Source organism: Candidatus Methylomirabilis limnetica (assembly GCF_003044035.1).
GTDB lineage: Bacteria > Methylomirabilota > Methylomirabilia > Methylomirabilales > Methylomirabilaceae > Methylomirabilis > Methylomirabilis limnetica.
Window position 1 is genome coordinate 131,634 of record NZ_NVQC01000013.1, and the last position, 21,444, is coordinate 153,077.

The 21,444-nt window shown below is 58.0% G+C and carries 21 protein-coding genes and 1 pseudogene; 7 read left to right on the plus strand and 15 right to left on the minus strand.

The features are described from left to right. Positions 1-257: 257 nt before the first annotated feature. Together thiD (CLG94_RS03480) and CLG94_RS03485 are read left to right on the plus strand one after the other, a co-directional pair. Positions 258-742 (plus strand): annotated as a pseudogene (gene thiD, locus CLG94_RS03480) (bifunctional hydroxymethylpyrimidine kinase/phosphomethylpyrimidine kinase); the annotation flags it as partial. Positions 743-773: 31 nt separating this feature from the next. After that, entirely contained in the window at positions 774-2,204 is a 1,431-nt protein-coding gene (locus CLG94_RS03485) for a DUF4139 domain-containing protein (protein ID WP_239993105.1), read from the plus strand. Positions 2,205-2,501: 297 nt separating this feature from the next. Here CLG94_RS03485 and CLG94_RS03495 read toward each other — a convergent pair whose 3' ends face one another. The 5 genes from CLG94_RS03495 to CLG94_RS03515 all read right to left on the minus strand — a co-directional run bounded on the left by CLG94_RS03495 (position 2,502) and on the right by CLG94_RS03515 (position 4,651). Beyond that, complete coding sequence (locus tag CLG94_RS03495) at positions 2,502-2,828, minus strand: type II toxin-antitoxin system PemK/MazF family toxin (protein ID WP_107561494.1); 327 nt, start codon at positions 2,826-2,828, stop codon at positions 2,502-2,504. Then, positions 2,813-3,070, minus strand: a complete 258-nt coding sequence (locus CLG94_RS03500; RefSeq protein ID WP_107561495.1) for an AbrB/MazE/SpoVT family DNA-binding domain-containing protein — start codon at positions 3,068-3,070, stop codon at positions 2,813-2,815. Before CLG94_RS03500 ends, CLG94_RS03495 begins: the two co-directional genes overlap by 16 nt. 84 nt (positions 3,071-3,154) lie before the next feature. Continuing rightward, positions 3,155-3,778, minus strand: coding sequence for a hypothetical protein (locus CLG94_RS03505; protein ID WP_107561496.1), 624 nt, complete (start codon positions 3,776-3,778; stop codon positions 3,155-3,157). Between the two features lie 212 nt (positions 3,779-3,990). Continuing rightward, on the minus strand, positions 3,991-4,353 hold the full coding sequence (locus tag CLG94_RS03510; protein ID WP_107561497.1) for a HepT-like ribonuclease domain-containing protein: 363 nt from the start codon (positions 4,351-4,353) through the stop codon (positions 3,991-3,993). Next, positions 4,343-4,651 (minus strand): nucleotidyltransferase family protein, encoded by a 309-nt coding sequence (locus CLG94_RS03515; RefSeq protein ID WP_107561498.1) that lies wholly within the window; start codon positions 4,649-4,651, stop codon positions 4,343-4,345. The genes CLG94_RS03510 and CLG94_RS03515 overlap by 11 nt, the downstream gene beginning before the upstream one ends. 357 nt (positions 4,652-5,008) lie before the next feature. On the opposite strand from CLG94_RS03515, the gene CLG94_RS13245 reads away from it, so the two are divergent. The 3 genes from CLG94_RS13245 to CLG94_RS03530 all read left to right on the plus strand — a co-directional run bounded on the left by CLG94_RS13245 (position 5,009) and on the right by CLG94_RS03530 (position 7,166). Then, complete coding sequence (locus CLG94_RS13245) at positions 5,009-5,176, plus strand: hypothetical protein (RefSeq protein ID WP_161954002.1); 168 nt, start codon at positions 5,009-5,011, stop codon at positions 5,174-5,176. 171 nt (positions 5,177-5,347) lie between these two features. Continuing rightward, a complete protein-coding gene (gene thiD, locus CLG94_RS03520; RefSeq protein WP_107561499.1) occupies positions 5,348-6,142 on the plus strand; it encodes a bifunctional hydroxymethylpyrimidine kinase/phosphomethylpyrimidine kinase in 795 nt (264 codons plus the stop codon). Between the two features lie 253 nt (positions 6,143-6,395). Further along, positions 6,396-7,166: an SDR family NAD(P)-dependent oxidoreductase gene (locus tag CLG94_RS03530; RefSeq protein WP_107561500.1), complete on the plus strand. Its 771-nt coding sequence runs from the start codon at positions 6,396-6,398 to the stop codon at positions 7,164-7,166. Here the strand turns inward: CLG94_RS03530 and CLG94_RS03535 are convergent. The 9 genes from CLG94_RS03535 to CLG94_RS03575 all read right to left on the minus strand — a co-directional run bounded on the left by CLG94_RS03535 (position 7,163) and on the right by CLG94_RS03575 (position 19,369). Further along, on the minus strand, positions 7,163-9,676 hold the full coding sequence (locus tag CLG94_RS03535; RefSeq protein WP_107561501.1) for a glycogen/starch/alpha-glucan phosphorylase: 2,514 nt from the start codon (positions 9,674-9,676) through the stop codon (positions 7,163-7,165). The genes CLG94_RS03530 and CLG94_RS03535 overlap by 4 nt on opposite strands. Positions 9,677-9,679: 3 nt before the next feature. Further along, positions 9,680-10,150, minus strand: coding sequence for an ATP-binding protein (locus CLG94_RS03540; protein WP_161954003.1), 471 nt, complete (start codon positions 10,148-10,150; stop codon positions 9,680-9,682). 16 nt (positions 10,151-10,166) lie between these two features. After that, positions 10,167-10,505 (minus strand): STAS domain-containing protein, encoded by a 339-nt coding sequence (locus CLG94_RS03545; protein ID WP_107561503.1) that lies wholly within the window; start codon positions 10,503-10,505, stop codon positions 10,167-10,169. Between the two features lie 17 nt (positions 10,506-10,522). Continuing rightward, complete coding sequence (locus CLG94_RS03550; protein WP_107561518.1) at positions 10,523-10,837, minus strand: Hpt domain-containing protein; 315 nt, start codon at positions 10,835-10,837, stop codon at positions 10,523-10,525. A 28-nt stretch (positions 10,838-10,865) separates the two neighbouring features. After that, positions 10,866-14,621 (minus strand): response regulator, encoded by a 3,756-nt coding sequence (locus CLG94_RS03555; protein ID WP_107561504.1) that lies wholly within the window; start codon positions 14,619-14,621, stop codon positions 10,866-10,868. A gap of 16 nt (positions 14,622-14,637) precedes the next feature. Then, on the minus strand, positions 14,638-15,825 hold the full coding sequence (locus tag CLG94_RS03560) for a PP2C family protein-serine/threonine phosphatase (protein WP_107561505.1): 1,188 nt from the start codon (positions 15,823-15,825) through the stop codon (positions 14,638-14,640). A 347-nt stretch (positions 15,826-16,172) separates the two neighbouring features. Continuing rightward, positions 16,173-17,366: a dihydrolipoamide acetyltransferase family protein gene (locus CLG94_RS03565; protein WP_107561506.1), complete on the minus strand. Its 1,194-nt coding sequence runs from the start codon at positions 17,364-17,366 to the stop codon at positions 16,173-16,175. Positions 17,367-17,393: 27 nt separating this feature from the next. After that, entirely contained in the window at positions 17,394-18,365 is a 972-nt protein-coding gene (locus tag CLG94_RS03570; protein WP_107561507.1) for an alpha-ketoacid dehydrogenase subunit beta, read from the minus strand. 32 nt (positions 18,366-18,397) lie between these two features. Continuing rightward, positions 18,398-19,369, minus strand: a complete 972-nt coding sequence (locus CLG94_RS03575; protein WP_107561508.1) for a thiamine pyrophosphate-dependent dehydrogenase E1 component subunit alpha — start codon at positions 19,367-19,369, stop codon at positions 18,398-18,400. 1,077 nt (positions 19,370-20,446) lie between these two features. Here CLG94_RS03575 and CLG94_RS03580 point away from each other — a divergent pair. After that, positions 20,447-20,668: a DUF433 domain-containing protein gene (locus CLG94_RS03580; RefSeq protein WP_107561509.1), complete on the plus strand. Its 222-nt coding sequence runs from the start codon at positions 20,447-20,449 to the stop codon at positions 20,666-20,668. Next, the gene (locus tag CLG94_RS03585; protein ID WP_107561510.1) at positions 20,652-20,954 is read left to right on the plus strand and encodes a DUF5615 family PIN-like protein; all 303 of its coding nucleotides are present in this window, start codon (positions 20,652-20,654) and stop codon (positions 20,952-20,954) included. Before CLG94_RS03580 ends, CLG94_RS03585 begins: the two co-directional genes overlap by 17 nt. Positions 20,955-21,199: 245 nt before the next feature. Here CLG94_RS03585 and CLG94_RS13485 read toward each other — a convergent pair. Then, positions 21,200-21,444 (minus strand): hypothetical protein (locus CLG94_RS13485; protein ID WP_204593528.1); only part of this gene is annotated, 245 nt, incomplete at its 5' end.

Here is a 21,444-nt window from a genome sequence, read left to right on the forward strand (position 1 = left end):
ACACTCTTGAACAAAACGCTTGCACGGGAACCCACTGTTGGATAGCCTGTTCGTCAGCTAGGGATGATACCCAATGCCTCAGGTGTGGACCCGTCGCCCCCTTGCCCCAGATTCCCGGTGGCCAGCAGGGTACTTGCAGGTGGCCATAGACTCTTTTCTCCAGGCGCTGACAAACGATTCGGTGGTTGCTGTGGTAGAGGCCGACCGGTTGCTCGGTGGGGCCGTCAGGTGTTGGCCATAGCAACGGAGGTGAGAGACTGATGCGGCGAGCGTTGACCATCGCGGGCTCCGATTCCGGCGGTGGAGCGGGGATCCATGCCGATCTGAAAACGTTCACAGCCCTTGGTGTGTTCGGGACATCGGCGATTACGTCGGTTACGGCCCAGAACACGATCGGCGTCCATGGGGTGCACGATCTGCCGCCGGAGTTCGTAGGGGGCGCCAGATCGACTCGGTCCTTGACGATATCGCCATCGACGTGGCCAAGACCGGGATGCTTTCGAGCGCAGCGATCATCGAGGTGGTCACGGCGAAGGTGAAGGCGCATGCGATCCAGCGGTTGGTAGTCGATCCGGTGATGGTGGCCAAGAATGGGGCGCCGTTACTTCGGTCTGATGCCGTGAACGCGCTCATTGAGCGTCTGCTGCCCCTTGCCCTTGTTCTCACGCCGAATGTGCCGGAGGCTGAGGCGCTCACAGGGCTGACGATCACTGAGCTCAATGGGATGCGTCAGGCGGCGCGGCCTACAACAGGCGGATAGAAAGGTGGAAGACATGAATGTGCGTTCAATCCTGACAATTGTAGCCACGCTCGCGCTGGCGTTACCGGCACAGGCGGACGATGAAGGCGTCGCGCTGACGATCTACAATCAGAGCTTCGGGGTCGTGCGCGAGAAACGAGGCGTCGAGATCAAGGACAAGCTTGGCGTGGTCCGGTTCACGAACGTGGCGGCGCAGATTGACGGCACGAGCGTGCAATTCAAATCGCTCACCGATCCCGCCGCGCGTGTGCTGGAGCAGAACTACGAGTATGACCTCGTCTCCGCGGACAAGCTCCTGCACAAATACATCGACAAACAGATCGCGGTGCTCACCAAGGACGGCTCGCGCTATTCCGGCAACCTGATGAGCTTCGACGCGAACCAACTCGTCATCCGGCAGTACGGGGAGAAGGGCGAGATCGTGATGGTGCAGCGCGGCGACAACGTCAAAGACATCCAGTTTGGCGCGTTACCGGAAGGATTGATTGCGAAGCCGACGCTGGTGTGGAAGCTCGCGACAGAGAAACCAGGCACGCATCTCGTCGAGGTCGCCTATCAGACCGGCGGCTTGAACTGGCAGGCCTCTTACAACGCCGTGCTCAACGCCAAGGATACCGGGCTGGACCTCGGCGGCTGGGTGACAATCAACAACACGTCCGGCGCGACCTATAAGGACGCGAGGCTCAAACTTATTGCCGGAGACGTGCGCCGGGTCCAGCCGCCGTCTCGCGCATACGCCATAAAAGGCGCGATGGCGATGGAAGCGGCCGCAGCGCCACAATTCGAGGAAAAAGCGTTCTTCGAGTATCACCTGTACACGCTGCAACGGCCCAGCACGGTCGCCGACAACCAAACGAAGCAGATCGAATTGCTTAAGGCGGCGGACGTACCGGTCAAGAAGGTGTTGCTCTACGAGGGCGCGCCGCAATTCCGGTTCTACGGTGGACTGCACACGTCGGCGGAGTATGGCAGCCAGGAGTTCAACAAGAAGGTCAACATCATCATCGAGGTCAAGAACTCGAAGGACAATCACATGGGCATGGCACTGCCGAAGGGCAAGGTGCGACTCTACAAACGCGACGAGGCCGATGCGGCGCTGGAATTCATCGGCGAAGACGAGATTGATCACACGCCGAAGGACGAGACGATCAAGCTGCACATCGGCGACGCGTTCGACGTCGTCGGCGAACGCAAGCGCACCGATTTCCGCGTGGACAGCGGCCGGCACGTCATGACCGAGAGCTTCGAGATTCGCATTCGCAACCACAAAGACGAACCCGTGGACGTGCTCGTCAAAGAGACGCTCTATCGCGGGAACAACTGGGAGATCACCGCGTCGAGCCACAAGTGGACCAAATTCGACTCCGGCACCATCCACTTCCCGATCACCGTAGCCAAAGACGGCGAGCGGGTCGTGACGTACACGGTGAGATATACGTGGTGATGTCTGAGGCGTTGAAGCTTTTAGCCGAGTGAAGCGAGTCGCCGCTCACCCAAGGCGGTCTGGCAAGACTGGTGAAGTCCAGCCAGTCCAGGGTCGCCAAGATGGAAGCCGACGATCCCTCGGTGTCTTGGACCTGCTCATTAGAACCCTTCTGGCGCTGGGAGCCTCGAGTCGCGAGATAGCGAGAACCTTCGCGCCCTCTCGTCGCGCCACGGCGGCCTAACGCTCCGCTTCATCTGCGGGCGCTCACGCCTCATCAATGGCGAGCCGTCAACTGCAAGCGGTAGTTAGGTCTTTTCACGAAAACAGTTCCGCCAAAGTCGAGAAAACCGCCGACTGTGTTTGCGGCCCAACTTTCCCCAATCTTTTCACCAATCTTGATTTGTCGACAGTTCGAATCTGGTCGAGAACAATCTGGGCTTGCTTGCCTTGGGAAACACAAGAAACCCGAGAGGGATAATCTCGCCCCTTCGTGGTCATTGGGGCAACTATGACTGTGGCAATGAAACGGTTTAATTCGTCCGGCGAGATGATCAGACAGGGGCGACTCTTCTTGATCTCGCTTCCAACAGTAGGGTCCAGGTTTACCAGATAGACTTCAAACCGTTTCACTTCCATTCCCATTCTTCCTTATCCCAGGAAGTCTGGCTAGCCGCATCCGCATCCAACAACTTGTCATCGCCCCTTGCCGCCATGGCCCGGAACTTTTCCGCCCAGCCTTCGCGCGGCTTTTTCACTGAGCGAATGATAATCTGGCGGTCCCCAACCTGAAGCTCAACCTCGCCACTCAGATGGGTCTGCTCCAACACCACTTTGGGGATTCTAATGCCTTGGGAATTACCGATGCGAACGATGCTTGCCTTCATCGAATACCACCTCCAACCAACCTTGATATAATTACAATGTAATCACATCGTACTCTTTCGTCAATAGTGAAATAGGCCCAACGTTCACGTCAACCGGCGCGCGCCGCTCTTGCGCGCGTCCGTGTTGGGCGTGCTGTTAGGGTGCCCTCGCTGCTCAGTGGGCTTGCCGACAATTGAAGGCGTCGACGCAAAGTCCCAGTTGTCTTCATACACCGAAGCCAGCGGTGCAGGGACGGCGATCGGGCGATCATTGGGAAGACCGATGCGAAATAGACGCCGGTCGCTGGTGCGGTGCGCCGGGTTGTCTTTGAGCCATAGTTGATGCTCGTCTCGCACGTATTTGGCAACGACGACACTCGGGACGATAAAAAATCGCAACGCGTACTTCGACAACTCAGTCCGGCTCGAATTGATGTGCACGAAGCAGTAGAACAGGTTCGGGTCAATGACGCCTTCGTGCTTGGCGCTCATCTGCCAATCGGTAACGAATGTTTCAAAGAGCCTTGAATCACTGTCGCGGGTGCGAGTCTCGAGGTTTGTCTTAACCTCGACTTCGTAACGTGCGCCCCTGCGGGGGTCGAGCACCAGGATGTCGATGTTCTTCGTATGACCCAGAGTCATGCCTGCGTCGTAGCCCCGCAGTGTCAATTGCGATAGGACGGCAAATTCTCCCGCGAGCCCTACTGAATTGGGTGGAATTCGCGCCATATTGAGTGCCCTAACAGATATTAGCCGACACTTCTTGGACGGGCTTTACGATATTGGTGCGTGCTATACCAACACGATACTCGTGACACACCCCTTGGAACATCCTTGAACAAAACGCTTGCACAGGAACCCCCTGTTGGATAGCCTGGTCGTCAGATATGGATGATACCCAACACCTCAGGCGTGGACCTGTTGCCCCCTCCAACGCGGTGTTAGCCCACCTCGTCATTGGGGGCGACGCAAGGCATGAGCGACATGCACTCGCGCTGAAGCACCGATACATCGTGTTCGACGATCGCCCACACGACAGCGTCATCCACGGTCGGGTACTCGTGGGTAAGCTGGTTGCGGAAGTCCACGATCCTCCGTGCCCGCGTGATTGCATCGAAGGCATCCGGTGCGACTCGGCCGAGTGCCGCGGCCGCCTCTCCGATGATGATGAACTCGCGCTCGACCGAAGAGCGGACGAGGCGATTGCTTTCATACCCGGCGAGATTAAGGTCTCGAACCGCGACGGTGATCGCGTCGCACGACTCGATGATGTCGGCCAAGTAGGCACGCGCATCACGCGGCATAAAGCATCTGCCTCGTACGCTCGATGTCGCGGGCGATGTACGGGTTTTTGATGGCCCCCACCATGACCAAGTCGATCTTCAGGCCTAATACGGTCCGGAGTTCTTCCAGCATGCCGAAGTAGGCCTCGACTCGAGCGTACGGCTCCATCGGCCCGAACTCGACCAACAGGTCCAGGTCGCTCTCATCCGGTTTGAAGTCATCATGCAAAGCCGAACCGAACGCGTACAGCCGTACCACACCATGGCGCACGCAGGCCGCAGCTATCGCTTGGCGATTGTTCTCGAGAACACCGATCATGACGTGTCTCCCACGTTCATCGTACCTACAGCGGGTGAGGCGCGCACCGGCCAGGAACGATCCGCGCCGAAGTCACTTCAGTGTGCGGCGTTGTCTCTACCCTCTGGTTCCCCCCCGATGGGGCTAACAGATATTAGCCGACACTCCTTGAATGGACTCTACGATATTGATGCATGTAAGGCAACACGATACTCATGACGCGCCAATTGGACAACTTTTGAACAAAACGCTTGCACAGGAAGCGACCGTTGGATAGCCTGTTCGTCAGATATTGATGATACCCAACAACTTAAGCGTGGACCAATCGCCCCCTTTAACCGAGATCCCCGGTGGCCAGCATGGTACTTGTAATTGGCCATGGGGTCTTTTCTTCAGGCGGAGACCAACGATCCGGCGGTTGCTGTGGCAGAGGTCGACCGGATGCTGGATGGGGCGGGCAGTCTCCGGTGGAGTACGTGGACGATATCCAGAGGACGTCGGCCGGGCAAGCACCCGTGCGTGGTTTGCTATGTCCCGCCAGTATAGTGTCCCATAAGTCCCTTTACAGTGATTGTCATTCTGGGCTTGACAAGCCTGCCCCGTACTTGATACGGGGGAATCCAGTCTTTCTGTGCTGGATTCCCGCTCCCCGCTTAAGGCATGCGGGGACAAGCTTCGCGGGAATGACGGCTTCGGTACAACGGAGGTGATAAACCGATGCGGACGGCGCTCACGATAGCAGGCTCCGATTCCGGGGGTGGAGCGGGGATCCAGGCTGATCTGAAGACCTTTGCCGCCTTGGGTATCTTCGGGACATCGGCGATTACGTCGGTCACTGCCCAGAACACGGTCGGTGTCCAGGGGGTGTACGATCTGCCGCCGGAGTTCGTCGGGCGCCAGATCGACTCGGTCCTGGAAGATATCCACATCGACGCGGCCAAGACCGGGATGCTTTCGAGCGCAGCGATCATAGAGGTGGTCGCGGAGAAGGTGAAGGCGTATGCGACCATGCGGCTGGTGGTCGATCCGGTGATGGTGGCCAAGGGTGGGGCGTCGTTACTTCGGCCTGATGCCGTGAAGGCGCTCGTCGAGCGTCTGCTGCCCCTTGCCCTTGTTCTCACGCCGAATGTGCCGGAGGCTGAGGCGCTCACAGGGCTGACGATCACCGAGCTCAATGGGATGCGTCAGGCGGCGCGGCAGATCCACGGCCTCGGCCCGAGGTACGTTGTCCTCAAGGGGGGCCACCTTGGCGGTCGCGCGATCGATCTCCTGTTCGACGGAAGTCACTTCACGGAGTTGGATGCCGAGCGGATCGATACGCCGCACACCCACGGGACCGGATGCGTCTTCTCTGCGGCCATCACCGCGGAGCTGGCCAAGGGCAGTCCGGTTCCAGAGGCAGTTGCCATCGCCAAGCGCTTCATCACGGCTGCAATCCACTATGGGTTTCGGCTTGGCAAGGGATTCGGTCCGACCGATCCGATGGCGGCCGCAAGGAGCCTCACGCCATAAGAACAGGGTAGAGGGTTTAGGGTATATTGAATCATGCGCAACCGGACTCTGCAACGATGGGACGTCTCACCGCAAGAGGCCATAGCGATCCAGCTCACACTGCGTTCCCATCTTTGTCTGCACGGTACAGGATCTTTTGCCACAGTCGCAGGGGTAGATATCGCGTATGATGAGACCACAAAGTTGATGTACCCTTCATAGGGTGTGGGGGATAGGGTCTAGGGTAAAGTGAGAGCGTAAAGGAGGGGGCAACATGGAGTTGGGGTTGCGTGGGAAGGTTGTGATGGTGACCGGCGGAAGCCGAGGGATCGGCAGGGCGATCGCCCTGGGTTGTGCCGAGGAGGGGTGCCGGCTCAGTATCTGTGGTCGAGGCCTTATAACACTGGAAGAGGTGGCCGAGACGATCAAAGCCTACGGGGTCGAACTCCTCACGGTGTCCGCCGACCTCACCGACCCTCATGGGGCCGAGCGCTTTGTGCAGGCGACGCTCGAGCGGTATGGCCGGATCGATGTGCTGGTGAACAATGTCGGCGGGTCACGCCGCGGGGAGCTGGAGGCCCTCTCGGAGGAGGATTGGCGAGAGGTGTACGATCTGAACTTCTTCTCGACGCTACGGATGGTCCGGCTGGTGGTGCCGGTGATGAAGCGGCAGGGCGGAGGCCGGATCATCAACATCGCCTCGATCTGGGGGCGAGAGTCGGGAGGGGCGATGACCTACAACGCGTCTAAGGCGGCGGTGATCAGCCTCTCCAAGTCACTCGCCAGGGAGCTGGCCCCTCACAATATCCTGGTCAACAGTGTGGCGCCTGGCTCGACACTCTTTCCGGGTGGCTCGTGGGACAAGCGGCAGCGCGAGAACCCGAGCCAGATGGCCCAGTTTATCAAGGACGAGCTTCCGCTTGGCCGATTCGGCCGTCCCGAGGAGGTCGCAGCCGTAGTGGTCTTTCTGGCGTCCCAAAAGGCGAGCTTAGTGACCGGAGCGTGCGTTACGGTCGATGGCTGTCAGTCGCGGTCGCTTATCTAACCGGTCGCATCGGGTGGGCTAGAGGATGGCTTGATGTTCCAGATCTCCCGGGCGTACTCAGCGATGGCGCGGTCGCTGGAGAATTTGCCCGTCCTGGCAACGTTTAAGATGGCCTTGCATGTCCAGCCCACGGGGTCTTTGAACGCTTGAGCCACCCGTTCCTGGGTCTCGATATACGACTCCAGATCGGCCAAGTGGAAGTATGGGTCCCCCCGGTCCAGGACCGACTCATAAATCCAGCGAAACCGGCTTGGCTCATCCGGGCAAAACAGGCCGGACGCAAACGTGTCCATGAGCCGTCGTATATCGGGGTTGCGATGATAGTAGGTTCGAGGATGATACGACCCTCCCGCACGCATCTGCCGGATCTCTTCGACCTGTAATCCGAAGAGAAAGATATTCTCCTGACCCACCTCATCCATGATCTCTATCGTGGCCCCATCATGAGTGCCGATGGTGAGCGCCCCATTCATCGCGAACTTCATGTTCCCCGTGCCTGAAGCTTCCGTCCCAGCCATGGAAATCTGCTCGCTCACATCCGTAGCGGGGACGATCTGCTCCGCCAGAGAGACTCGATAGTCGGGCAGGAAGACCACTTTGATCAACCCCTGCACCCGGGGATCGGCATTGATAACCTGGCCCACGCTGGTGATTAATTTGATGATCTGTTTCGCCGCCCAATACCCCGGCGCCGCCTTACCGGCAAAGATGTATACGCGAGGTACCGGCGGCGTTATCCCGTCTTGGATCATGCGCAGATACTGGTGGATGATCTGCATGACGTTGAGCAATTGCCGTTTGTACTCGTGGATCCGTTTGACGTGAACATCAAACAGCGCATCCGGACTGACGGCCACTCGACAGCGGTCATAGATGATCTGAGTGAGGAGCGTCTTGCTGGATCGCCTCACCATCATGAATGCTTGTTGGAAATCCGGATCCTGCGCATAAGGTTCCAAAGCCCTGAGCTTGCCAAGGTCAGTAATCCAATCGCTCCCAATGGTGCTGGTAATGAGATCGGCTAACAGCGGATTGGCTTGAAGCAACCAGCGTCGCGGCGTGACCCCATTTGTCTTCGTGTTAAATTTCTCCGGCCAGAGTTGATAGAAATCTGGCACCAAGGAGGTTTTCACTATTTGGGTGTGGAGAGCCGACACCCCATTTGTAGAATGGCTGCCGACAAGCGCCAGGTTCACCATGCGCACAGCTTTCTGCTCCCCTTCCTCAATCAGGGACATGCGTCGCAATCGCTCGTGGTCATCTGGCCACACGGAGGCCACCTGCGCGAGGAACCGGTGGTTGACCTCATAAATGATCTGAAGATGCCGTGGCAAGACGTACTCTAATAGCGAGACCGACCACTTCTCTAACGCTTCAGGCATCAAGGTGTGATTGGTATACGACAGTGTGGCCTGAGTCGTCTCCCAGGCTTTCTCCCATGGTTGGGCATGTTCGTCGACCAGAATGCGCATCAATTCTGCGACGGCCAGGGCTGGATGGGTATCGTTGAGGTGAATGGCGACCTTGGAGGCGAACTGGTCAAAGGTGGCATGACTCTTTTCATAGCGCCTGACAATGTCTCGAAGGGTGCATGCCACAAGTAGGTATTCTTGAACCAGTCGCAGTTCCCGACCCGCTTCGACCAAGTCAGAGGGGTAGAGGACCTTTGAGATGGTCTCCGAGGCGATCTGCTGCTCGACCGCTTTCAAGTAGTCCCCCTCATTAAAGATCTGCATATCAAATTCCGCGGACGATCGCGCCGAGTACACTCGCAGCACATTCACCGTCTGGCCACCGAACCCCACGATCGGCATGTCGTGCGGAACGCCGACGATGATCTTCCAATCCATCCACATGGGGTTGTATTGGCCTGCGCGGTCGATGCCGTGTTCGATGCGACCGTATAGGGGAACGATGCAGGCCTCATCGGGACGCTCAATCTGCCAGGGGCTTCCGTGGATCAGCCAGTTGTCCGGTTTTTCCTTCTGGTACCCATTGTCAATGTCCTGTTTGAACAAGCCATACTCATAGTTAAGTCCGTATCCGTACCCCGGCATACCCATGGTGGCTAGGGAGTCCAGAAAACACGCCGCCAAGCGACCGAGCCCGCCATTTCCCAGGGCGGCCTCACATTCACCTTCCATCACCTCCTCAAAATCAACGCCCATCTTGCGCAGCGCATCTCGGCAAAGATCGAGCATCCGCAGATTGCTCAGGTTATTTTTCAAGGACCGACCCAGGAGATACTCCATAGAGAGATAATGCACGCGCTTGGGATCGGTCTGTTGATACCGATCCTCGGTCTCCAACATTCTGTCGATGAGGGCGTCTCGAACAGCTAACGCGACAGCCGTAAAAAGTTCGCGACCGGAACAGAGCCCCCACCTTTTGCCCAACGAGTACCGGGCATGATAGCGGATAGTATCTAGAAAGGCAGGTACGGTAAGGGCCACATCGCTATGCTTTTTAGATGTCAGCCGCGCTTGCTGCTCAGGCCTTCTGTTCGACATCGGTCACCCTTTCAATGGTCCGTCTTTGGCTTGACACGGTCCGAAAAACCTGGTCAAGGTCAGGATATTTTTCCCCTCGCAGGTGGTATACGTCACATCGTCCATCGTTGCCTTGATAATCGCGAGCCCCAACCCCCCTTCTGGAATACTGCTCAGGCGACACGGATCGAAATCGAAGGGTGATGCCGCCTGAGGCTTGAGGTGCTTCGGATCCATGGCCATTCCCGTGTCACAGATCTGAAGGGTCAGGTGGTCGGGATACTGCCAGAAGAGTACCTCCACCTCATGTCCTGCCTCATTGCCGTAGGCGTGCAAGATGGCATTGTTGACAGCCTCGACAACACACAGCGCGATCCGGTGTGATTCGACATCGGACAGTGGGATGAGGGAGCAAAACCGCTCTACCGCCTGACCGATAAGCGGCACATTCTGCAGATCGCTGGTGATGGCTAGTGTGATCCGTTTTCCGCTCAACTTGCCCAATCCTTGTTTAGCAGCCTAAGGCTGATATGGCCTGCTGCTCATTGCCAAAGACCTGAAACACCCGGTCCATCCTAGTGAGCCGGAACATGGTCATGGTGGTTTCCTGCAATCCGCATACGACCAGATCCCCTTGTCCCCCCATGCGTTTCAGGCTCGAGACGATCGCCCCCAACCCACTGCTGTCGATGAACTCAACCCTGGAGAGGTCCAGCACGATCTTCGTATTCCCCGAAGCGATCAGTTCGGCCATCCGCTCCTTAAAATCAGTCGCGACCCTGGCATCCAGTCGATCCTCTAGCGGCGCAACCACCAAGGCCTCGCCTGCTCTCCGCTGCTCAAGCTGCATCGCATGTGCTCCTTTGCCTATACCTGCCCCCGGACCTGAACTGTTACAGCCGCAAGGTACGCTGCCAGCCGCTCGCACAGTGTCGTGATGGCCTTCCGATCGCCCCGCACACTCGCCTCCTCGATCCCCCGTCCTATCTCGCTGATCTCTGCGAACCCATAGCCGCCACCGGTCCCTTTCATCGTGTGGCCTAACCGCGTGAGCTCCTCATGGTTGCCTTCCTGGACCAGCCGCGTGATCGTCTCAACATCCCGTCGCCGATTCTCTAAAAACTCCGGGATCAGGTCTGCCAGTTCTTCGTCAACAAAGACAACAGTCGTCTGTTCCCCCATTTTCACCTCCCTCCGAAAATCCCACTTATCAAATACCACCGTGGCCCCCCTTTGCTAAAAGGGGGGGTGGGGGGTTTTCGTAATCGGCCAGATAGCGGGCCACCGTCGCAAGCAGGAGATCCTTCTTCAGCGGCTTCGTGAGGTAGTCATCCATTCCTAGCTGGAGACACTGCTCTCGATACCCCGCGATTGCATGCGCTGTCAACGCGATAATGGGCGTCCGTCCTACGTTATGCTCGCGTTCCCATGCCCTGATGGTTCGAGTGGCCTCAAACCCGTCCATTTCCGGCATCTGCACGTCCATCAGAATGAGATCATAGCGGGCCTGCCGCACGGCGCTCACTGCTGCTACCCCATTTCCCGCAATGACGACCCAGTACCCAGCCTTCTCCAGAATCCTTCTCACCAGGTTCTGATTGTCCACGTTGTCCTCGACCAGCAGGATGTGTTGCTGGATGGTGGGGCGCATTGCCTTCGGGATCGCCGGCTCAGCGAGTGTCACCGCTTCCTCCGGTCTTCGTAGCAGCCCCATCAACATATCGAAGAGCTTCGACTGTTTGACCGGCTTGGTCAGGACCACCGTAATCCCCAGTTCCTCCCTTACGCCGGCGAGCAGCCCCTCCCAGGACGAGAGCATCACCAACTTGATCCCCTGGAGCTTTGGATCGTGCCGGATGGCTCGTGCCACGTCTACCCCATCCATGTCCGGCATCTGATGATCCAGGATGACGACCTGAAAGTGCGTGTGCGACGTACGCAATAACGCCAAGGCCTCCTCCCCCCCGGATGCTTCCCCTACGGAGGTGCCCCACGCTTGCAGCGTCCTGCGCAGGATCAGGCGATTGGTCGGATTGTCGTCCACCACCAACACCGCCACGTCGCGCAGATCGGGATAGACCTCGCCCTCCACCCGCAGTATCTCAGCTTCAGGCTCCGCCAAGGATACCGCAAAATCACAATGGAAGGTGGACCCCTTTCCGATCTCGCTCTGCACCCATATCCGCCCGCCCATTAGCTCGACCAGGGACTTTGAGATACTCAACCCCAATCCGCTTCCCCCGAATCGCCGCGTCGTGGTGGAATCCGCCTGAGCGAATGGGTCAAAGATCCTGGCTTGTTGATGCGTGGGAATGCCGATCCCGGTATCGGCCACCGAAACATGGAGCCCAACTCGTCCAGGCGCGGCGGCAGCGGCCTGCTCAACTTGAATGGCTACCTCCCCGCGCTCCGTGAACTTGATGGCATTGCCCACGAGGTTCACCAACACCTGCCTCAGGCGAGTGGGGTCGCCGAGCACTCGAGATGGCAGCACCGGATCCACATAGCACGTCAGCTCTAGCCCCTTTTTCTGGGCCCGGATGCTCAGGACCTCGGCCACACCTTCCACGACTTCACGCAGGTGAAAGCCCACATCCTCAATGACCATCTGGCCCGCCTCAATCTTGGAGATATCGAGAATATCGTTAATGACCGTCAGCAGCGCTTCAGAGGACGACAGCACGACCTGCAAGAACTCTCGTTGCTCCGCAGTAAGCGCGGTGTCGAGGGTGAGCTCCGTCATACCAATGACGGCGTTGAGCGGGGTCCGAATCTCGTGGCTCATCATGGCCAAGAACTCACTCTTGGCGCGGTTGGCCGTTTCGGCGGCGGACTTCGCCTGTTGGAGCTCTATCTCCGCCCGCTTGCGCTCTTCAACCTCTCGTCTCAGCTCTTCGGCATGACGTTGCACTGAGTTGTACATGCGGCTATGCTCAATGACAATGGCCACCTGGTCAGCCAGAGGGAGCAGACGCTCAATGTCTCGTGCGGAGTACGTCCCGGCCGTCAAACTATCGAGGAAGAAGACCCCCACTGCCCTCCCTCCAACCAGAAGCGGGAGCTCAATGGAGGACCGGACGCCCTCCTGCACCATATACATCTCATCGTGGAACCTGGCCTCCTTTACCATGTCGCGCACAAGTCGAGGCTCCCTCTGGGTGAGCATCCACTCGATCGCCGTGTCGTTCGTCTTTGGCCAGCTCTGTCCCTGGTAGGCGGCGAGTGGGGGGTTCGCCACGGAGTAGGCCACCCGGAGCTGGTCGACTTCCGGGACGATCACCCCCAGCCGGTCATACGGGACGTAGGACTCCACCGCCTGGGCAAACGTCCCAAAGACCTCGTTGAGTTCGAGCGATCGGTTCAGCAGTCGGCCCAGCGTGAAGAGCGCCTCCCACCGCGCGGCGTGGTCCTTCGTCGTCTCATACAATTCGGCGAGATCGGCGTGGGCGGCTCCTAGGTCAGCGTCTGCCTGCTTGCGGGCGGTGACGTCCTGTTTGACCGCGATGTAGTGGGTGATCTGACCTCGGCTGTCTCGGACGGGGGCGATGGCCTGCTCCTCGGTGTAGAGGCCCCCATCCTTACGCCGATTAATTATCTCCCCGTGCCAGACCTGTCCGGCGAGAATCGTTGCCCAGATCTGCTGGTAGAACGCGGTGTCGTGCTGGTCTGACTTGAGGAAACGCGAATTTCGGCCGAGCATCTCTTGGGCTGTGTAGCCGGTGAGCTGGGTGACGGCGGAATTGACCCAGGTGATCGTTCCCTCTCGGTCAGTGATCATGATGCCGTTGGCCGCCGCCTCCAATGCAGTGTGTTGCAGGTGCAGTTGAGCTTCTGCCTGCTTACGGGCGGTGATGTCGCGGATCGCGCTCATGGCGATACCGCCATCTTTGGTGGGATAGTGACTCAGCTTGATGTCAACGGGAAACTCACGCCCATCCTTGCGCACGGCGTATAATTCCAGACCCACCCCCATGGGTCGCGTCACAGGGGTGGTGGTGTAGGTAGCGCGATGCTCTGTGTGCTGGCTGCGGAGACGCTCTGGCACCAGCATCTCAACTGGTGCGCCCAGCAACTCTTGCTGCGCATAGCCGAATATCCTCTCCGCTTCTTCATTTGCGAGCACGATGCGTCCTGCCTTGTTGACGAGCAGTATGGCGTCCGGCGCAGCATTCACCAGCCCGCGAAACTTGTCCTCGCTTTCGGTAAGGGCGTCGAGCATCTCATTCAGAGAACTGGCCAGACGGCCAAGCTCATCGGCAGCCAAGACCGGGGCGTACGCCGTCGCCTCACCCGCCGTGCGGGCATCCATGGTTGCACGAATGGTACTGACCGGACGTAGGATCAGCCGCTGGAGCAGCGTCCAGGCGAACAACAGGGTCAGCAGGATGACCGTGAACAGGATGGCGCGCACTTGCCACATGGCCCGGGACACCTGGCGCTCGATCGGGTGGGCGTCCAGACGGACCATGACCGCCCTATCCGCCCTGTCCCTTGGGCTGGCTCCTGCGCCATCTAGGTCGAAGGGTAGTATGAGCTCGAACTCACTGGTCTCGGTGTGAAAGTGAAGGTGCTCCTGTTGGGTCGCCATCGTGTTGGTCAGGTGCTGAGTCGCGTCCTTCTCAGGAAGATCAGAAATGGACCGGCCGATCCAGGCCTGCTTCGTTGCAGCCAAGACGCGAAGGGTCTCCCCGCTTGCTACAACAATGAAGGTGACGTCCGGCTCCTCACCCAGGGCGTGGACAATCCGCATGAGCTCCGTCGGCTCGCCCGCGATCCTCGCGACAGCCTTCACGGCGCTCGCCAGATGGTGCACACGATACGCTGCCTGTTCTTCAAGCCGCTCCGCGAACAGTCGCTGGGTCACCCACATGCTCAGCGCCACCAAGAGGGCGCTGATCACGAGCAGCGGGATGACGATCTTGGTCTCGAGGGAACGGAATGGGCTGGGAGGTGAGTTGAGCTGCATCGATGTCCTCTAGTCGCTACACCCGCTCAAGCGCCAAAAGCGTGATATCGTCTTCGAACTCATTGCTGCCCCTCCAGCGCTCTAGTGTTTGCTCTATACCCGCCATCACCTCCCGTAACGGACGGTCTCGCCATTCTTCCAAGAGGGTCATGAGGCGGTTGACGGAAAAATGCTCTCCATGCTTACTGGTACATTCTGTAATACCGTCGGAGTACAGGAAGAGGCGGTCGCCCGGTTGGAGGGTGAGGTCGAGTTCCCCATACTTGGCATCAAGCAACATTCCCACAGGAAACCCCCCTGTTCCCAGCAGCTCAGCTTTGGCCCCCCTGGGTTGATAGATTGGGGATGGATGACCGGCCTGAGTGAGCAGCATTCTGGCACTCCGAGTCTCGACGATGCCATAGACCATAGTGAAATAGTGCATCGCATCATCCTCGGACTGAAACAGTTGGTTGAGGGATTGGACAGCCTCTGCAGGCGTCGCGATGTCGTAGTGGGGTGGGTCTGAGACGAAACGCATCAATGGACTGCCCTGACTGGATATGGGGGAGAGGACCTTACTCAACGTGACCGACAGCATCGCCGCAGGAATCCCGTGACCGGCAACGTCAAGGATGTAAAAGCCCACCTGATGTTCATTGAGCTGAAAGAAATTAAAGATATCCCCCGCGACGAAATGACAGGGAGTGAATATCCAATCAAACTTGAACCCAGGGATGGTCAGCGCACTGCTTGGCAGGAGACCTCGCTGCATCTTCACCGCGGCATCAAGGTCCTCACGAATCCTGGAATAGGCCTCCTGTAGCTTTTTATTCTGCTCTTCCAGATTACTTTCCAGTGTGACGATCCGTTCCCCAGCTCTGATACGGACCTTGAGTTCACCGGCATTGAAGGGTTTGATCAAAAAATCGTCGGCCCCGGCCTCCATCCCCGTGATGAGTTCATCCTTCGCATTCTTGGCCGTCAGGAGGATGACGTAGATGTATCGTGCGAATTTCGCCTCTCTGATCCGGCGGCAGAGCCCCAAACCGTCGAGATTCGGCATGGTCCAGTCAGTGATCACAAAACTAATCGGTTCGTTCTGGAGACGCTCCCACGCTTCCACTCCATCGGCCGCAGGGACGGCGTCGTATCCCCATCGTTGGAGGGTTCGCAGAAGCAGCTTCCGCATATCCACATCATCGTCAACGATCAGAATTCGCATCGTAAGCTCCCGCTACATGCTTTGTCGGCGCACCCATGGTCCTGGAAGCCAGCGCCTTGCCTCCCTCAGCCTTCCCATTGTAGGGGCAGGCCTTGTGCCTGCCCAGATCGGGCGACCACGAGGGCCGCCCCTACATCGGGACGGGTGATGGAGAACTTTCAAAGTAATAACAATAATAGTGTAGGACGAGGAGGGCCGGGATGCAACTGCATGATGCAGCCGCGATAGACAATAGATCAGTTCTGTCCGAGGCTGAAGGTAGATAGACTGAAGATGTTAAGGATTCTTCAGCCTTCGGTCTTCAGTCTGAATACCTGCTTTTGGCGCTGATTGCTGACCGCTACTTTCTAGCGAACGATGGAGAAATCAAAATGGTCGAGCGTAGTTTGAACGTGGTTGAGGAAGGCGCTGGCGTAGGCGCCGTCGATGAGGCGGTGATCGTAGGAGAGGCAGAGGTAGGCCATCGAACGGATGGTGATGGCATCGTTGATCACGACCGGCCGCTTCACCACCTTGCCGAAGCCTAAGATTCCCGCCTGCGGCTGAACAATGATCGGCGTCCCGATCAGGGTCCCTAACGCGCCGAAGTTATTCACTGTGAAGGTCCCTTGGTGGACCTCCTCAAGACTGATCCGCTTGTCGCGTGCCCTCGCGGCCAGGTCGGCTAGCTGTTTCGCCAGGGTCAGGAAGCTCTTTTTGTCAGCCTCCCGCAGCACCGGGACGATGAGACCCTCCTCCAGAGCCACGGCAATCCCGATATTGACCGCTTGTTTGACGATGATCCCCTCACGGGTGTAGGAAGCGTTCATAAGCGGATAGGCGCGCAGGCCATCCGCAGCGGCCTTCACCACGAAAGGCAGAAAGGTGAGCGTAATTCCGGTCTGCTTGAGGAAGGTCTCTTGGTGGGCCTGCCGGTATCCATCGATGGCCGTCATGTCGACCTCGTAGATCTGCGTCACGTGAGCAGCGGTTCGCTGACTCCGGACCATATGCTCAGCGATTGCCTTTCGCATAGGGCTGATCGGGAGGATCTGGTCCTCGGTAGCGGGGGCAGGAGGTTGGGGGCCCACTCCGGGCGGCTGTACAGTTACCTGTGGTCGCTGCGCGATGAAGTCTAGCAGATCCTTCCGCGTGATGCGTCCATCCGTACCGGTTCCTCTCACCCGGGTAAGGTCCACGCCGTGCTCCTTTGCCAGATCGAGGACGACGGGCGAGTACCAGTGCGTTGTCTGCGTCGCAGCCTCTGCTCCGAGCGCAGTGGCCTGAACGCCCTCCCGCCGCTCTACCACCGGCCTGCCTGGCGGGACCGTATCGGCGTGAGAAGCCTCGCTGATATAGGCCAGCACAGCTCCGACCGACGCCGTGCCCCCATCCTGGACGACGATCTCAGCGAGTACTCCAGCGGCAGTGGAGGGGATCTCGACATCTACCTTGTCTGTGGAGATGGCCACCAGTGGCTCATCCTTGGCGACCAATTCACCGACCTTCTTCAGCCAGGCGATGACCGTCCCCTCCGCAATACTCTCGCCCATCTGTGGCATTATGACTTGAATGTGCACGGTCGGACCTCAGAAGCTGGCCAGTTCTCTTGCCTTACTGGCGATGGTTTCGGCATTGGGCAAGTACGCCTCCTCCAGCACGGGACTATAGGGGATAGGAGTGTGGGGGGGCGCCACGCGGGCGATAGGGGCATCCAGATAGTGAAAGAGCTCCTCGGCGATCCGGGCTGCGATCTCGCCGCCTATGCCACCGGTCTTTTGGGCCTCATGCACCACCATTACTCGTCCTGTCTTCTTGACTGAGGCGGCGATTGCGGCCATATCGAGGGGCTGGAGCGTGCGGAGGTCCACTACCTCCAAGTCAATCCCTTCCGACATGAGTAGCTCCGCCGCTGCGAGCGACTGCTGGAGCATGGCGCCGTAGGTGATCACGCTGACGGTACTGCCCTGTCTTTTCACCTCTGCCTGGCCGATCGGCACGATGATGTCTCCTTCCGGCACATTCCCCTTGATGTGACGATAGAGGTACTTGTGCTCAAAGTAGATCACCGGGTTAGGATCGCGAATGGCTGCCTTCAGCAGACCTTTCGCATCGGCAGGGGTGGAGGGGGCCACAAGCTTCAGGCCCGCCACATGAAAGAACCACGCCTCTGGACATTGGGAATGGAACGGTCCCGCGTGGATGCCGCCTCCATAGGGGGCCCGAATCACCAGGGGGACCGGTTCACCGGTGCGGTAGTGATGTTTGGCCGCCATGTTGACGATCTGGTCAAAGGCGCAGGCAATGAAGTCGGCGAACTGCATCTCGACTACCGGTCGCATCCCCATGAGGGCGGCGCCGATCGCGGCTCCGACGAACCCAGACTCAGACAGCGGCGTGTCGATCACCCGCTCCGGCCCGAACTTGTCGAGAAACCCCTTTGTCACCTTGAAGGCGCCGCCATAGACGCCGATATCCTCTCCGAGCATGAAGACGCGCTCGTCCCGGTCCATTTCTTCCCACAAGGCTTGTCGAATCGCTTCGAGGTAGGTGATCTCCATCCTCTTCCTCAAACCCGGCTGATAGCTGTTAGCTAGGAGGCGTAGACTCCATCGAGAAGTTCCTTCGCATCCGGAAACGGGCTCGATTCCGCGAATAAAACGGCCTCCTCGATTTCCCCGGCAATGCGGTCGTCGATCGCCTTGACGGATGCGTCGTCAAGGACCTTCTGATCTCGCAGGTACGCGACGAATCGATCGATTGGGTCTCGCTTTCGCCACTCCTCGATCAGGGCAGGCGGGACATACGAGGCGTCGTCATGCTCGGAATGACCTCGCATCCGCATCGTCTTACCTTCTACGAGGGAAGGGCCTTCGCCTGATCTCGCGCGAGCGGCCGCTAAAGAGACGGCCGCGCGGACGGCGAGCACATCGTTACCATCCACGCTGACGCCCGGCATCCCATAGGCCTTGGCACGATCAGCGACATGCTCGATGGCCATCTGACGGGAGACCGGGGTGGAGTAGGCGTACTGATTGTTATGACAGATGAAGATGACGGGCAGTTTCAGCACGGCAGCGAGGTTCAGGGCTTCGTGGAAATCGCCGCGACTTGACGCGCCGTCGCCGAAAAAGGCCGCGACCACGCGGCGCTCGCGCCGAAGCTTGAAGGCTAATCCGACGCCTGCCGCCACCGGCAGCAGGTCGGCCATCGGACTGATGAATCCGATGATGCCCCGTGTGATATCGCCGAAATGGACATTGCCGTCACGTCCCCTGGTCAGTCCGGTCTGTCTGGCCAGGTACTGGGCCATAAATTCCTTCGGTGTGATTCCCTTTACGAGATTCGCGCCGAGGTCCCTATGGGTTGGGGCGATGACGTCGTCGGGCTCGAGTGCGACGGCACTCCCCACCGCGATTGCCTCTTCCCCTGTGCCAAGGTAGACGCCACCCACGATCTTGCCCTGTCGGTAGAGAGTGATGACCCGCTGCTCCAGCCCGCGGGTGAGCTTAAGGAAGTAACAGATATTGAGCAGCTCGTCTGGTGTGGGTTGCTGAACCCCCATGATGCCACCTCTCCCCTCTGTTGTGAAAAGCGGCTTCACTCTAACTGGTAGCAGTATAATCTGTCCAAACCGAGTTTGTAAATCATTTCATCGCGCATACGACGATTTCTCGCCGTCTGCTGAACAGGCTTTCCCCGGCTGTTCTCAGCGCCCCATAGCGAACATCATCAGGACGATCAAAGCAACAGTGACAGCGGCCACAATCAGGAGTAAGCGGGTGGCCCTTCGTGTGTACTTGCGTATCTGTCGTTGTGACATCTCTCACTCCACCGCAGTAACGATCTCCCCACCGACTTTCCTCCATGACCGCTTTTACCATAGCATACGGCCCTTGGACTCCGCTACAGTAGATCACTCCTCATCACCCAATCCCCCCCTTTCAAAAAGGGGGGCGAGGGGGGATTTGGCGGTGACACTGATTGGAAAGTCTCCCCCACCCGCGTCACCGCGAGGGAGCGGAGCGACCGAAGCAATCCCATCGTTCTTCACACCCTCAAGGACATTCAGATTGCCACGCTCCCTTCGGTCGCTCGCAATGACGAGCCAGTGAGTGGCATAGTCTGGCTTTAAACTTTCATACCCAAGAGCGCCCTATATCCACATGGCTGCCAACACACTACGACGATCTATACCCATGTAATGAACCGAAGGGACAAGGGAATCCACAGCCCAGTCGATAGGCTCGAATTTAGCTAGGGCAGTTCGCTGTGGGAAGGTTGAATAGGCTGACCTGGGTGCAGCGTTTGCCGTCATCAGGATTTATAAGAATGTATTGCTAACTACGCGATAAGGCTGTACTATTTGCTCTGACCTAAAAACGGTTGGTCTGGATATACTGGTCAGCATACATAATAGTTGGGCAACATGTACCCCAGTGTTGTCTGACTCTTTAATCAAGGGGAAGGGAGAGCAATATGTTTTGTCTAAAGTGCGGCAAGGAAAACTCTAACGACGTAAAGTTTTTCGTCTTGACCGTGTAGAAAGATCTGTGGTGTACTTAGCCGTACATCTAATGATTGGTCAGCCGTGGTCCGGCGCTTGGAGTAAAATTTACCCGACATTTCGAGAGGTAGGGGCATGAAGCAATCGTCGGTTGTGCACTGCGATCCTGATATCCTGGGGGGCACCCCGGTGTTCGTTGGAACGCGCGTTCCTGTTCAGGCGCTGATTGACTATATCGAGGGCGGCCACTCCCTTGAAACGTTCCTTGATGACTTCCCAACCGTGAGCCGGGACATCGCGGTGGCTGCTCTCGAGCAGGCGAAAGTGCATTTACTCGCCGATGCGCGTGCTGCTTGACGAATGTTTCCCCCGAGCCTTACGCGTGGAGCTTCCTGGCCACGAAATCGCGACGGTCGCTGAAGCCGGGTGGGCTGGCGTTAAAAATGGCGCGCTCTTGCAACTTGCGGCAGCGCGGTTTGAAGTTCTCTTGACCGTTGATCGCAATCTAGAGTATCAGCAGAACTTTTCCAGTCTTACGATCGCCGTCATCGTAGTTGACTCCCCAAGCAACGATGTTGAGGTGCTTCTGCCATTGTGCCCAAGGTCCTCGAAGCCTTACCCAAGGCCAAGCCTGGAGTCGTGACGCATGTCCACGGCTAACAGCGCAATCACACCGACGCGCGCAAAAGCGGTGCGCGCGGGTGATTGCGAACGTTGGACGACATAACAATGGACAAACGTATCTTGTGGGCAGTGTTCTCGGATTACTCGCTTTAATATTTGCGTATTCCTATCAAAGCCGCTACCCATTCTGATCGCAAAGTAGACATCTCTTCCGATTGAACTCGGCCAGACGTTCCGATGTTGGTGCAGATTTGTGGTTGAAATCTACACCGCGATGCCGAGGGTGACATCCCCGCTTGGAGGTGGAGAGTCCTTCTGATCAGCGGGAATAGGCTGACCGTTCCTGCAGTGTTTGCCATGTTCCGGATCGTTGGAAATTCCTTGCGGGTGTAAGACAAATTTATGGGTAATATTGACTTTTCCCTTTTTTTGGCCTATCATCTGATTGTTAATTGAGCAATCAGATAAGGAGGCCTTATGACAACACCACTTGAACAACTGGAAGAGCG